Annotated in this window: 14 protein-coding genes; 5 read left to right on the top strand and 9 right to left on the bottom strand. The window is 62.3% G+C overall.

Annotated features, from left to right (window positions below):
* Window positions 1–174 precede the first annotated feature (174 nt).
* The gene (locus tag LB532_RS22400) at window positions 175–453 is read right to left on the bottom strand and encodes a DUF4031 domain-containing protein (RefSeq protein ID WP_140638191.1); all 279 of its coding nucleotides are present in this window, start codon (window positions 451–453) and stop codon (window positions 175–177) included.
* Between the two features lie 166 nt (window positions 454–619).
* Window positions 620–1447, bottom strand: coding sequence for a cell envelope integrity EipB family protein (locus tag LB532_RS22395; protein WP_140638192.1), 828 nt, complete (start codon window positions 1445–1447; stop codon window positions 620–622).
* Between the two features lie 138 nt (window positions 1448–1585).
* Between LB532_RS22395 and LB532_RS22390 the strand changes: the two genes are divergently transcribed.
* From LB532_RS22390 to LB532_RS22375, 4 genes are all read left to right on the top strand, one after another.
* Window positions 1586–2050 carry a RidA family protein gene (locus LB532_RS22390; protein ID WP_140638193.1) on the top strand — a complete coding sequence of 155 codons (465 nt, stop codon included), beginning with the start codon at window positions 1586–1588 and terminating at the stop codon, window positions 2048–2050.
* An 11-nt stretch (window positions 2051–2061) separates the two neighbouring features.
* Complete coding sequence (locus tag LB532_RS22385; RefSeq protein WP_140638194.1) at window positions 2062–2790, top strand: glycerophosphodiester phosphodiesterase; 729 nt, start codon at window positions 2062–2064, stop codon at window positions 2788–2790.
* A 56-nt stretch (window positions 2791–2846) separates the two neighbouring features.
* Window positions 2847–4061, top strand: coding sequence for a GNAT family N-acetyltransferase (locus LB532_RS22380; RefSeq protein ID WP_140638195.1), 1215 nt, complete (start codon window positions 2847–2849; stop codon window positions 4059–4061).
* 135 nt (window positions 4062–4196) lie between these two features.
* Window positions 4197–4631, top strand: coding sequence for an HIT family protein (locus LB532_RS22375; RefSeq protein ID WP_140638196.1), 435 nt, complete (start codon window positions 4197–4199; stop codon window positions 4629–4631).
* A 196-nt stretch (window positions 4632–4827) separates the two neighbouring features.
* On the opposite strand, the gene LB532_RS22370 is transcribed toward LB532_RS22375, so the two are convergent.
* From LB532_RS22370 to LB532_RS22355, 4 genes are all read right to left on the bottom strand, one after another.
* On the bottom strand, window positions 4828–5463 hold the full coding sequence (locus LB532_RS22370) for a chloramphenicol phosphotransferase CPT family protein (RefSeq protein ID WP_140638197.1): 636 nt from the start codon (window positions 5461–5463) through the stop codon (window positions 4828–4830).
* Between the two features lie 62 nt (window positions 5464–5525).
* On the bottom strand, window positions 5526–7994 hold the full coding sequence (gene clpA, locus LB532_RS22365) for an ATP-dependent Clp protease ATP-binding subunit ClpA (RefSeq protein ID WP_140638198.1): 2469 nt from the start codon (window positions 7992–7994) through the stop codon (window positions 5526–5528).
* Window positions 7995–8000: 6 nt separating this feature from the next.
* Window positions 8001–8330 (bottom strand): ATP-dependent Clp protease adapter ClpS, encoded by a 330-nt coding sequence (gene clpS / locus LB532_RS22360; protein WP_027051901.1) that lies wholly within the window; start codon window positions 8328–8330, stop codon window positions 8001–8003.
* Window positions 8331–8599: 269 nt separating this feature from the next.
* Window positions 8600–8929 (bottom strand): phasin family protein, encoded by a 330-nt coding sequence (locus tag LB532_RS22355; RefSeq protein ID WP_140638200.1) that lies wholly within the window; start codon window positions 8927–8929, stop codon window positions 8600–8602.
* 283 nt (window positions 8930–9212) lie between these two features.
* Between LB532_RS22355 and LB532_RS22350 the strand changes: the two genes are divergently transcribed.
* Complete coding sequence (locus tag LB532_RS22350; protein WP_140638201.1) at window positions 9213–10646, top strand: D-alanyl-D-alanine carboxypeptidase; 1434 nt, start codon at window positions 9213–9215, stop codon at window positions 10644–10646.
* Window positions 10647–10693: 47 nt separating this feature from the next.
* Here the strand turns inward: LB532_RS22350 and LB532_RS22345 are convergent, their stop codons facing one another.
* The 3 genes from LB532_RS22345 to LB532_RS22335 form a co-directional block, all read right to left on the bottom strand.
* Entirely contained in the window at window positions 10694–11392 is a 699-nt protein-coding gene (locus LB532_RS22345) for a DnaJ domain-containing protein (protein WP_181169265.1), read from the bottom strand.
* Window positions 11393–11745: 353 nt separating this feature from the next.
* Entirely contained in the window at window positions 11746–12183 is a 438-nt protein-coding gene (locus LB532_RS22340) for a DUF1489 family protein (RefSeq protein WP_140638202.1), read from the bottom strand.
* A gap of 69 nt (window positions 12184–12252) precedes the next feature.
* Complete coding sequence (locus LB532_RS22335; RefSeq protein ID WP_140638203.1) at window positions 12253–13653, bottom strand: L-serine ammonia-lyase; 1401 nt, start codon at window positions 13651–13653, stop codon at window positions 12253–12255.
* Window positions 13654–13702: the final 49 nt, after the last annotated feature.

Genomic DNA, 13702 nt, shown 5'->3' with positions numbered 1-13702 from the left:
CACGGACACAGGCATTTCGGACGAAGTCCTCGATGCCACCGGAGGTTTCAGCCGGATTTCTCCCGGGCAGACACCAAAGTCCGTGTGTGGAATGAGCGCGCATATAGAGGGGAAGTGCTCTAAACGCAAGCGCAACGACACATTGCGGCGCGCCTGCGGCGATCCGCGCGTGCTTCAACGCTTTGTCTTACCCTTTGGCACCCTCACCCGCCGGAAGATCGCAACGATCTCCTCGCGGCTGCACTCGATGGCGCCGAGCCGGACCGCGCGGTCGCGCTCGAAACCGGTTATGTCATAATGCGGCGCCGATGTCTTCGGCGGCCCCTGGTAGGATGAGCGCTTGATGCCGAGTTGCGCGGCGAAACGATGCAGTTCATCGGTGTCGTCGGCCATCAGATGGCACCAGCGATGACCAACCCATTTCCAGATCGCCGCGTCGACATAGACCGCCATGAGGCTCGCCGCATTCCTTCTTTCGCCGACCGGTGCCCGCGACGAGCGATGATAGAAGGGATTCGCACAGAAGATGAAGCGGCCGGCGGCCTCGAGAAGGTGAGAAGCCGCCGCGGCGCTTTCAAGCCATGGATCGCGACGGCGCTGCGTCGAGGCAAGTCGAAGCTTATTTCGTCGGGCAGGCCTTCGTCTGGTCGAACAGCGACAGATTGACCAGCTTGCCGGTCATGGAGAAATCGCCATAGTCCATGGTTAGATCGCGGGTGATGCCGTTCTCGTGCAGTTTGAAGCTGATCCGGTATTCCGGCGTCTCTTCTCCGTTCTTGGCACTGTCGTCGAAATAGGCGATGTCGACCGGCCAGTATTTGTCGGTGGCGAGCTTGGCCAGCGCCGGCGCTTCCGGATCGGCCTTGTCGGCATCGGTCCTCTTGCCGACGACGACGGTGGTGGACATCACCTTGTTGGCGTCCTCGGAACCGTCGAACAGATTGGTTTGATAGAAGTTTTCACCCTTCTCGGCCTTGTCGATCAATTCGACCAGGTGCTGGGTCGGAAACTGGGTGGCGGCAAGTTCCAGGCTGTTCTTCTCGGGCTTGTCGATATCGACCTTCAGCCCTTTCGTTTCCTTCGTGGCGACGCCCTTGACCTCCTTGTCGAGGTTCTGGTCGACAAAGGATTTGGTCACGAACGAGAAGGTCTTGCCTTCGGCGTCTTCGAACGTCGTCGTCTGCTGGTCGGTCAGCTTGGTGTTGTCGCTGGTGGCGATCTGGGTGACAAAGCGGAATTTCACCGTATAGCCTTCGCAGGCCGAGCCGTTGAATTCGTAGACCATGCGACCGGTAATGCCCGTGATGCCGGAGCGGTCGTCCGCCTTCTTGAGGGTAAGGTCGTAGACGGCGCGATGCGCCTGCAGCGCCGGCACGGCGAAAGCGGGACCTATCGAAAAGACCGCCGACAACAGGACGGCATGGAATGCAAGGCGCGTTGCGCGCATGAGAGGCTCCGATCGTCGCGGCTGATGGCAGGCCGCAGGGAAAGATGGTCCAGCTTAAAAAAAGTCGTGGCGGAAGCGAGGCAAAAATAGCAATTTCGGCCCGGCCGGCGCGGTGCCTTCCAGCAATAGGGAAAAGCAATGAGTGAAACAATCGAAAAGCGGCTAAGCGACCTCGGGGTCGCCATTCCCGCGGCCGCGGCGCCTGCCGCCAATTACGTGCCGCATTGCAGGACCGGAAATCTGCTTTTCACCGCCGGACAATTGCCGCTCAAGGACGGCAAGCTGCAGGCGAGCGGACTGCTTGGCCGCGAGGTCGACACAGCAACCGGCAAGGAAGCGGCAAAATACTGCGCGATCAACATTCTGGCGCAGGCCAAGGCAGCACTTGGCGATCTCGAGAAGATACGCCGGCTGGTCAAGATCACAGTCTTCGTTGCCTCCGCGCCGGATTTCGTCGAGCAGCACCTGGTCGCAAATGGCGCCTCCGATTTCCTGGTGGCGGCGCTCGGCGACCGCGGCAAGCATGCCCGTTCCGCCGTCGGCACGGCTTCGCTGCCGCTTAATGCCGCCGTGGAAATCGAAGCGATCTTCGAAGTCGAGTGAGCGAGCCTGACATGACCGACCTTTCCTGGCTGATTGCCCGGCCTGTCGCCCATCGCGGCTTTCACGACATGAACAAGACGCGCTGGGAAAACACCCTCTCCGCCTTTTCCGCCGCGGCCGAACGCGGCTATGCCATCGAATGCGACGTGCACCTGTCGTCGGACGGAGTTCCCGTCATTATCCATGATGGGGACTTGCAGCGGCTGACTGGGCACGACGGTTTCGTCTGGCAGCGTACGGCGGCCGAACTGGCGGCGCTCAAGGTCGGGGGCACGTCTGATCATGTGCCGACATTGAGGGAGGTGCTCGATCTGATCGACGGCCGGGTGCCTTTGGTGGTCGAGCTGAAAGGCGTGGCTGGATATGACAATGGCCTGGTGGCGAGCGTCGGCAGGCTGCTCAAGCGCTACAAGGGCAAGGTGGCGATCATGTCGTTCGACCACTGGCTGATCCGCGATTTCGCCAGGGATGCGCCGGGCATCCCGGCTGGATTGACCGCCTATGGCAAGGACGACAGGCTGATCGAAGCGCATTTCGCCATGCTGGCGCATCAGATCGCCTTCACCTCCTACGCAGCGGGCGACCTGCCGAATTCATTCGTCAGCTTTGTCCGTGAACGGCTCAAAATGCCGGTCATCACCTGGACGGTGCATGACCAGCCGGCGGTCGACCTTACATTCAAATATGCGGACCAGATGACGTTCGAAGGGTTCGAGCCCGATCTGGTCAAAGTCGCTTGAGGCAGGGTGCCTAGAACGTGACTTGTAGCGGTCCGGATGGAGCTTAAATAAGCCTCATGGATCAGGGCGATAACGGCGACGGGCAAACGGTTGATGCGGAGTATGCGATCCGCATTGCGGCGGGCATCGGCGCCTTCACCTGCGAAGAGTGGAACGGTTTTGCCGGGACCACGCGCAGCGACGCCGAAAACGGTTATAACCCCCTCGTTTCATATGCTTTCCTGAGCGCACTCGAGGATTCCGGCTGCGCCGTGCGGCGCACTGGCTGGCAAGGTCATCATCTCAGGCTGGAGAATGGTCAAGGCACGCTGCTCGGCGCGGTCCCCTGCTATCTCAAGTCACACAGCCAGGGCGAATATGTGTTCGATCACGGCTGGTCGGATGCCTTCGAGCGCGCCGGCGGCCGTTATTATCCCAAGCTGCAATGCTCGGTACCGTTCACGCCGGTCACCGGCCCTCGCCTGCTGGTGAGCAGGGGCCAGCATTCCGGCACCGTCAAGGCCGGGCTCGCCGCGGGATTGAAAGCGGTGACGGAAAAGCTCGGCGTCTCTTCCGCGCATGTCACCTTCGCGCAGGAGAGCGACGTGGACGTGCTGGAGGCGGCGGGCTTCCTGCATCGCACCGACCAGCAGTTCCACTTCTTCAATGAAGGCTTTTCGAGCTATGACGATTTCCTCGCCACGCTCGCCTCCCGCAAGCGCAAGGCCATGAAGAAGGAGCGCCGCGAGGCGCTTGCCGACGGCATCTCCATCGACTGGCTTACCGGCAAGGACCTTACCGAACGGGCTTGGGACGACTTCTTCGCCTTCTATATGGACACCGGCAGCCGCAAATGGGGCCGGCCCTATCTGAACCGCGAATTCTTCTCTCTGATCGGCGAGCGCATGGCCGATGACATCCTGCTGGTGATGGCCAGGCGCAACGGCCGCTACATTGCCGGGGCTATTAATTTCATTGGCTCGGATGCGCTCTACGGCCGCAACTGGGGCTGCATCGAGGATCATCCGTTCCTGCATTTCGAGGTCTGCTATCACCAGGCCATCGACTTCGCCATCGAGCGTAAGCTGAAGGTGGTCGAAGCGGGCGCACAGGGCGAACACAAGCTGGCGCGCGGCTACCGGCCGGTGACCATGCATTCCGCGCATTACATCGCCCATCCCGGCCTGCGCAACGCCGTCGCCGACTATCTCAGGCGCGAACGGCGCGAGGTGGAACGCATGGGCGAATATCTCGAAGAGCACACACCGTTCCGCAAGGATCTCGAGGAGTAGGCCATCCCGCGGGGTAGGAGCATATGTCAGGTTCGGCATCCCTTGAGTTGGCCGTGCACGCCTGGGGAGATCGTCTTGCCGCTCACGAGAGGCTTCGCTACACCAACTAGCGAGGCACAATCCGGAGCGTTCGCCATGGCCGAAACCGCCTATGACACCGACAACATTTTTGCCAAGATCCTGCGCGGTGAAATTCCCTCGCACCGCGTCTACGAGGACGAAGCGGTCGTTGCCTTCATGGATGTGATGCCGCAAGGGCCGGGCCATACGCTGGTCGTGCCGAAGATGCCGTCGCGCAATCTGCTCGACGCGGACCCAGCAACGTTCGGCCCCCTCTTCGCAGTCGTCCAGAAGGTGGCAGTCGCTGTCCGCAAGGCGTTCAATGCCGATGGTGTGACCGTCATGCAGTTCAACGAGCCGGCCTCCGGGCAGACCGTCTATCACCTTCACGTCCACGTCATTCCGCGCTTCGAAGGCATCGCGCTGAAGCCGCATACGGGCCAGATGGAGAAACCCGAGGTGCTGGCCGAGAATGCCGGCCGGATAAAGGCGGCGATGCCGCTATCCTGACGCCTGGCTCAAGCGGCTCCCAGCAACTGCGGTCGTCGGGGGAGATTGCCCAGTTGCGCATCGAAAAGCATGAACCCGTCGCCAGGACATCAGCGGGATCGCCATTCCGTCGAGCACATCAATCAGATTATGCCCGCCGCAGATGAGGATCGGGCCGGGCGGCTGAGATTCATTCTCATCGCCGCTGAGCGCGCGATCAGGACAGCTTGTCTGCGGAGAACGCCGAAAGCCTCTCAAACGCCGTCGGAGACTCTACATTTTGCCGGAGCCGCCCGCGGATCGCATCCGCACATTGTGCTGGCGTCAGAAGCGATGTGTCGACTTCCAGATCGTACACGCCAGGCCGGTGTACCTCCTCCTGCCACAGACGCACCGCCAACGGTACCGGGTCGTCAGGCGATCCCGCCACATATCCCCTCCCCGCCGGACTGTCGGCGCGCCTCTGCATGATGATTTCGATCGGGCAGCGGACACCCACGAACAGAACCGGCAGGCCTGCGAGGCGCCGGGCGCAATCGACAAGGCAATCAAGGGGTTGCGAATAGCTGTCGTGATGGCCGAGATCGGCCACGACATTCAACCCCATTCGGCTATGGGCCGCGATCGATTCGTAAAGCGCGGCATAGAACCTAGGCACGAGACCTTCAAGATCCGGGCGCTCGCCGCCGGGCCGCAAACCTATCCCCGGGCGACAGCGCGGCGGCGTGACCTGTTCATAGCTGTCGACGCCCAGGTTCATCCATGGGCCCTCGAAGCTTTCCTGAATTGCCCGCACGATGCTCGACTTTCCCGATCGCGGCGCGCCGTTGAGGATGATGATCTGGCCGGCCATAGCCACCCCGTTTGTGCCAACAAAAAAGCCCCGTTTCCGGGGCTTTTTCGAGGGAGTGACTATCAGCTCTTGCGCGGCAGTTGCGGCACCAGGCTGCGCTTGCCGCCGTCCTTGCCCTTGGGCTCGGGCTTCTGCGCGACGGCCTTCTTGGCCGTCGGCTTCTTGGCCACTGCCTTGCGCTGCTTGGGGGCGTCTTCCGGTTCTTCCTTCTTGGGCTTCACCGGTGCCTCGTCGGCAAGCGATTCGAGCTTCAGGCCGGTCTCGCCGGTTTCCTTCTTCTCGACGCTGACGCGCACCGTGCCGCCCTTCTTGAGCTTGCCGAATAGCACTTCGTCTGCCAGCGGCTTCTTGATGTGCTCCTGGATGACGCGGCCGAGCGGACGTGCACCCATGCGCTCGTCATAGCCCTTGTCGGCGAGCCAGGCGATCGCATCCGGCGACAGGTCGAAGGTGACGCCACGCTCGGAGAGCTGGGCCTCCAGCTGCATGACGAACTTCTGCACCACCTGATGGATGACCGGCACCGGCAGCGAGCCGAACGGGATGATCGCATCGAGACGGTTGCGGAACTCCGGCGTGAACAGCCGGTTGATCGCCTCGACATCGTCGCCTTCGCGCTTGGTCGAACCGAAACCGATCGCCGCGCGCTGCGCATCCGACGCGCCCGCATTGGTGGTCATGATCAGGATCACATTGCGGAAGTCGATCTGCTTGCCGTTGTGGTCGGTCAGCTTGCCATGGTCCATCACCTGCAACAGGATGTTGAACAGGTCCGGATGTGCCTTCTCGACCTCGTCCAGCAGCAGCACGCAATGCGGATGCTGGTCGACGCCATCGGTCAAAAGACCGCCCTGATCGAAGCCCACATAGCCGGGAGGCGCGCCGATCAACCGAGAGACCGTGTGGCGTTCCATGTATTCCGACATGTCGAAACGGATCAGCTCGACCCCGAGCGAAGCGGCCAATTGCTTGGCGACTTCGGTCTTGCCGACGCCGGTCGGACCCGAGAACAGGTAGGAGCCGATCGGCTTCTCCGGTTCGCGCAGGCCGGCACGGGCCAGCTTGATCGCCGAGGTCAGCGCGGTGATGGCGGTGTCCTGGCCGTAGACGACGCGCTTCAGCTCGATGTCGAGCCCCTGCAGCACCTTCTCATCGTCGGCCGAAACCGTCTTCGGCGGGATGCGCGCCATGGTGGCGATCGTCGCTTCGATCTCCTTGATGCCGATGGTCTTCTTGCGCTTGGCCTCCGGCACCAGCATCTGCGAGGCGCCGGTCTCGTCGATCACGTCGATCGCCTTGTCCGGCAGCTTGCGGTCGTTGATGTAGCGCGCCGACAGCTCAACCGAAGCCTTGATGGCTTCCGTCGTGTAGCGGACCTTGTGGAATTCCTCGAAATAGGGCTTCAGGCCCTTCATGATCTCGATGGCGTCCTCGATGGTCGGCTCGTTGACGTCGATCTTCTGGAAGCGACGTACGAGCGCGCGGTCCTTCTCGAAGAACTGGCGGAACTCCTTGTAGGTGGTCGAACCGATGCAGCGGATCGCACCCGAAGACAGTGCAGGCTTCAACAGGTTCGACGCATCCATGGCGCCGCCCGACGTCGCGCCGGCGCCAATGACGGTGTGGATCTCGTCGATGAACAGCACAGCGCCCGGATAATCCTCGAGTTCCTTGACGACCTGCTTCAGCCGCTCCTCGAAATCGCCGCGATAGCGAGTGCCGGCCAAAAGCGTGCCCATGTCGAGCGCGAAGATGGTGGCGTTGTGCAAGACTTCCGGAACATCGCCTTCTACGATGCGCTTGGCGAGGCCCTCGGCGATCGCCGTCTTGCCGACGCCGGGATCGCCGACATAGAGCGGATTGTTCTTGGAGCGGCGGCACAGCACCTGGATGGTGCGGTTGATCTCGGACTCGCGCCCGATCAGCGGATCGATCTTGCCGGCCTTGGCTTTGTTGTTGAGATTGACGCAATAAGCGGTCAGCGCGTCCTGCTGCTGCTTCTTCTTGCCGCCTTCCTCTTGCGGCTCGGCGCCGTTCGCGCCGCCCTGCTCGTCATCGGCGCCGCGCGGCGAACGCGTCTCCGACGCGCCCGGACGCTTGGCGATGCCGTGCGAGATGTAGTTGACCGCGTCGTAACGGGTCATCTGCTGTTCCTGCAGGAAATAGGCGGCATGGCTCTCGCGTTCGGCGAAGATGGCGACGAGCACGTTGGCGCCCGAGACCTCTTCGCGGCCGGACGACTGCACATGGATCACCGCGCGTTGGATGACGCGCTGGAAGCCGGCGGTCGGCTTGGAATCCTCGTCATAGCCGGTAACCAGATTGTCGAGCTCGGTGTCGATATAGGTGAGAACAGTGTGCTTCAACTCGTCGAGATCGACATTGCAGGCGCGCATGACGGCGGCCGCCTCAGTGTCGTCGATCAGGGCGAGCAGCAGATGTTCAAGGGTTGCATATTCATGGTGCCGCTCGTTGGCGAGCGTCAGCGCTTGGTGAAGCGCCTTTTCCAGGCCTTGGGAGAAAGCCGGCATGTTACCTCACTTCTTCTCCATCACGCATTGCAGCGGATGCTGATTCTGTCGGGCGAAATCCATGACCTGAGACACTTTGGTCTCGGCCACCTCGAATGTATAGACCCCGCACTCGCCCACTCCATGATTGTGAACATGAAGCATGATGCGTGTGGCGGCTTCGCGGTCCTTCTGGAAAAAACGCTCCAGCACGTGAACCACGAACTCCATCGGTGTGTAGTCGTCGTTCAGGATGAGGACCCGATAGAGGCTGGGTTTCTTGGTCTTGGTCTTTGTGCGCGTGATGACCGCCGTGCCGCGGCCGGCCTCATTGCCGTCGCCGCTGCCGTTCTGCATCCGTGCCCTGGTGGCAGTAAAACCGATCGTCACGTAATCCTGCCTCTTTCGTATCCTCATGCGAGTTCGACATGTAGGTGTTCGATGGACGATTTTAAGCCCTTCTGGTTAGCTGACAATATGGCTAGGTGCCCAACTTGGCCGATTTTCGCAATCGTGAAGGCGAGCCAGGCCCCTGATCGGAAATTGACACGAAAAAACCCGGCCGCGCTTGCGCGGCCGGGCTCTGTCTGGGCCCAATGGGCCAAATCTCGGTACTGCCGGACGAATTATTTCGCCTTGGCAACGATCGATTCGAACGGCTTATAGGCTTCCTTGGCAAGTTCGGCATAGAGGTCGCCGATCTTGGTGGCCTCGGCGACGAACGCCTCATAGGACTGCTTGGCATAGTCGGACTGGACCTCGATCGCCTTGTCGAGCGACTTGGCCGAGACAATCTTCTCGAAAGCGGCGCTGCCGGCCTCGAAGCTCTTCTTGGTGTATTCGCCGGCCTCGGCCGCAATTGCCTGCGCGCCCTTCGACAAGGAGGCAAAGCTCCTCAATCCGGTGTCGGCGAACTCTTTGCCGTATTTGCTGAAGTCCTCATAGGTCTGCGTCATTTCAATTCTCCCTGGACGGTTGATGCGCCCTGCCCCGAGCGCCTTGTGCAATGCACCCGAATATATTGTGCGGCGCACAAAAGTCAAGAAATCGCCAGCTTCCGTCCTAGACAGTGTGGGCAATCGCTAAAATTCGAATAAACAGAGGCTCAAACCACCAGAAAATGGTGAACGCGGCGGTTACCATAAACGGATTGGTAACGCTGCCCCGATAGCTTGCCCGGAAGTGAGGCAGGATCCCTTTGCCGCCTCCAGCGCAACAAGAAATTCAAAGGAACTATCAGTGCGTCAGGCGTTGTCGGGCATCGTTTCCAAATCCGCGTCCCCTTTCAAAACGGTCATGATCATCGCCGTGGCGATGACCATCGTCGTTGCAGGTGCGGCCTCGTCGCTCGCCGCGAAGTCCGCGGCCATCGTGGTCGACGCCAAGACCGGCAAGGTGCTCTACTCCTCGGATGCCAACGCCCGGCGTTATCCCGCCTCGCTCACCAAGATGATGACGCTTTATTTGACTTTCGAGGCTCTGGCCAAGGGCAAGATCAGCCGGAACTCGCCGGTCGTCTTCTCGGCTCATGCCGCGGCAGAGCCGCCGACGAAGCTTGGCGTGAAGCCGGGCGGGTCGGTGGCGGTCGAGACCGCCATCCTGTCGATGGTGACCAAATCGGCCAATGATTCGGCCACCGCGCTCGGCGAAATGCTCGGCGGCAACGAGACCAACTTCGCCCGCATGATGACGGCCAAGGCGCGGCAGCTCGGCATGACCGGTACCGTGTTCCGCAACGCCAACGGCTTGCCCGATCCCGGCCAGTTCACCACTGCGCGCGACATGGCAACGCTCGGCATCGCGCTGCGCGAACATTTCCCGCAATATTACGGCTATTTCTCGCAGCGCTCCTTCCTCTACGGCCGCCAGCGCATCAACGGCCACAACCGCCTGCTTGGACGCATCAAGGGCGTCGACGGCATCAAGACCGGTTACACCCGCGCTTCGGGCTTCAACCTGGTTTCATCGGTTTCCGACGGCAACCGTCGCATTGTCGGCGTGGTCATGGGCGGCACCTCGGGCAGCAGCCGCGACAATCAGATGGCGGCCTTGATCAACACCTATCTGCCGCGGGCATCGACCCGGGGCGGCGGCGATCTGGTCGCCAAGACCGATAGCGGCAACCCGGTGACGGCATTGGCCAAGGTGCTGTTGCCCAAGCACGACGCACCGACTCCGGACGAGAAGCCGGTGGCGGTGGCAAGCGCCGATGACGCGGCCGAAGCCGTTGCCGACGACGCGACGGTTGCCCAGGGCGACAGCGATGACGCCGACGATACCGCAGCCGCAGAACCCAAACTGGTTGTTCCGGCAAAGAAAGTGAAGACGGTTATCGTCTCTGCCCCCAAGGTCGCCACGGCACAGGTGGTGTCCGCTTATGCCGAGCCGACGCCGGCCGTCGACCCGGTCAACACCGCGTCGGTACCGTCGGGTTGGGCCATTCAGGTCGCCTCGTCGCCGAAACAGTCCGAAGCCCAGGCCTTCCTCGACAAGACCACCAAGCAGGCGCCCAAGATACTGGCAGATGCCTCCGGCTTCACCGTCGCCTTCGACAAGGACGGCGTCACCTACTACCGCGCCCGCTTCGGCGGCTTCGGTTCCAAGACCGCGGCCTGGAAGGCCTGCACTGCCCTCAAGAAGAAGAAAATCGAGTGCTACGCCGTCCAGCAGTAGGGGCGGCGTCGAAGATATCTCCCGGAAAATTTCTGCGTCGAAGGAGACTAATCGTGATTGGAGAGCAAGACGTCCTTGGCTTCGTTGATCCGCGCCGCCAGGAAAGACGTGCCGCCGATATCGGGGTGCAGGCGTTGCATCAGGCGGCGGTGCGCCTTGCGGACATCCGCCGCGGCGGCCCCCGCTTCAAGACCAAGGACCTTGTAGGCCTCCTCCTTAGTCATGGCGCCCGGACCTGGCGCAATACCCAGCCCTTCGCCACCGTGCGCCTCAGCGTTTTTGCGCCAGATGGGAAATCTGCCGTCAAGATACGTCTCTAGCAGTTGCCGGCTTTCCGGGTCGCCGGAGAGTTCGCGAAACAGCTGCAGCAATTCGGCTTTGCCCATCGCACCAAGCATCTTGCCTTCGTGGCGGCCTGCCAGGACAAGGCCTTCAAGGCCGCCTGTATCGTGATCGAGGTCCATTTCCAGCGCCGCTGTGCGGACGGTCGAGCGTCTCCGCGCCGGCATCGCGGCTCGCCGGTTCAGCCGCATCGAGCCGTACCAGGCGATCGCGGCGAGCAGGATGATGCCGCCGAGACCGCCACGCCCGACCAGCAGAACGGCGCCGCCGACCAATGCCAGCAAAACCGGCCCAACCTTCCTCATGTCGCCTGCAAGCCGGCTCGGGTCGGCCCGCACGAAAGCCGTTGCCAGGCCCATCAGCACCAGCAGCAATGCGACGACAACGATGATCGCGCCCATCATGTTCGACTGCCCCGCAAATGGCCGGCGACCAGCCGTATTTCCAGACTATTCCTGAACATGCGCAAGCCGCCACCGGGCGCAGTTCCTGCGCCGCAATCATGACCTTGCGCGACGCATGGTCCGCATCCCACCACACCGCAGCGCGATGTGGTCGGCGTGGATGCGTCAGATATCGAAACCGGATGGTTCCTATCGCTCATGATTTTCAAGATGTGGCGTTGTCGCGACGCTTGCAAGTCCAACGGACAGCAACATTGAGGGCCAGCAACCGCAGTCCGCCTATGCGGGCCGACCCTGCCGCCAGATTGCCCGGAAGCAAGCCAATGGGCTGCTCGGAACAAGCCGATGGTGATTCAAAGCAGGCCCAGATCGGCGAGTTCGCGCCGGAGTTTCGGCGGCATTTCGACATGCCCCGGCTTGCCCTTGCCGAGATCGGCAGGTGCATCTGACGGCTTTAGATAGCGCCAGCCCTGAAAGGCGCGGCGCGGCTGCCAGTCGGTGCGCACCACTTGCGGATCCAGCATCAGATGGCAGCGGCCGATGCCCTCGTCATCGGTGAACGGCCGGATCTCGGTGACCAACTGGCGGCATTGGACGCTGCCCTTGATCACCCAGTAGAGCGAGCCGCCGTCGATAATCTCATCGCCACGCGTCGGCACCATGCGGGTGGTGTGCCAATGCTCGGTCGGTTCGCCGGCACGGCGCCGCTCGTCGAGGCGGAACGCGATCCATTCTTCGAGATCCTCGACGCTGTCGCAGCCGACGCAGAGCTTTAGGAGGTTGAGAGCCATGCGCGAAGATTTAATCCGTCGCACGGATGCGTCAACGGCCCGAGCAAGTTCTCCACAGTGCCAGCGGGCTCAACACTCCACCACATTGACCGCCAGCCCGCCGAGGCTGGTCTCCTTGTACTTCTCGTTCATGTCGAGGCCAGTCTGGCGCATCGTCTCGATCGCCGCATCCAGCGGCACGAAATGGGTGCCGTCGCCCTTGATGGCAAGCGAGGCGGCCGTCACCGCCTTGACAGCGCCCAGCGCGTTGCGCTCGATGCAGGGCACCTGCACCAGCCCGCCGACCGGATCGCAGGTCATGCCCAGATGGTGCTCCAGCGCGATCTCGGCGGCGTTCTCGACCTGTTCGGGCGTGCCGCCCATGACGGCGCACAGGCCGGCCGCCGCCATGGCCGAAGCGGAGCCGACCTCGCCCTGGCAGCCGACTTCGGCGCCGGAGATGGACGCATTGGACTTGATGATGCCGCCGACGGCGGCTGCCGTGAGCAGGAAATCGCGAATGCTGGGCTGGTCGGCCTCGGGATGGAAATGCAGCCAGTAGCGCAGCACCGCCGGCAACGTGCCGGCCGCGCCGTTGGTCGGCGCGGTGACGACGCGCCCGCCGGCCGCATTCTCCTCGTTGACGGCCATGGCATAGATCGACAGCCAGTCATTGGCGAGCAGCGGATTGGGCCGGTTCTGCTGCCACTGCTCCTGCAGCTTGTCGTGCAGTTGCCTGGCCCGGCGGCGCACCTTCAGCCCCGGCATGATGCCGTCCTGCGACAAGCCGCGGTCGATGCAACTTTTCATGGCACCCCAGATGGCGTCGAGGCCGGCGTCGAGCTCCTCGCGCGACATTTGTGTTTCCTCGTTGACCCGCTTCATCTCGGCAATGGAAAGGCCGCTCTTGCCAGCCATCTTCAGCATCTCGAGGGCGTTCTTGAAGGGATAAGGGACTTTCTTGCCTTCGGTCGTCACCGAACCCTTGGCTTTCATCCGCTGCAGCTCTTCCTCCGAAACCACGAAGCCGCCGCCGATCGAATAGTAGATGCGCTTGAGCAGCAGGCGGTCGCCGGCGTCATAGGCATAAAACGCCATGCCGTTGGCGTGGCCCGGGAGCGGCGTCTTGCGATCGAGCACCAGATCGCTGGCCGGATCGAAACGGTAGGAGGGGTGGCCGGGCGGTAAAACCAGCTTGTCGGCGGTGATGCGAGCGACAATGCCGTCCGCCTGGTCAGGGTCGACCGTCTGCGGCGTCTGGCCGGCAAGGCCGAGAACGACGGCACGGTCACTGCCATGGCCGATGCCCGTATAGGCGAGCGAGCCGTGCAGGCTGGCGCCGATGCGGGCGACCTTGGCGCCGGCCGGACGCGGCCAGTCGTCTCCGGCGATCTCGTCGAGGAAACGGCGGGCGGCCGTCATCGGTCCCATCGTGTGCGAACTCGATGGTCCGATGCCGATCTTGAACAGGTCGAAAACCGAAAGGAACACGCGCCACAATCTCCCGAAGCCGCTCTGGGACTACATATAGGAACTCCTG

Source organism: Mesorhizobium sp. ESP-6-2, from assembly GCF_020164675.1.
In the GTDB taxonomy this organism is placed as follows: domain Bacteria; phylum Pseudomonadota; class Alphaproteobacteria; order Rhizobiales; family Rhizobiaceae; genus Mesorhizobium.
This window is presented reverse-complemented; position numbering and strand designations above follow the sequence as displayed.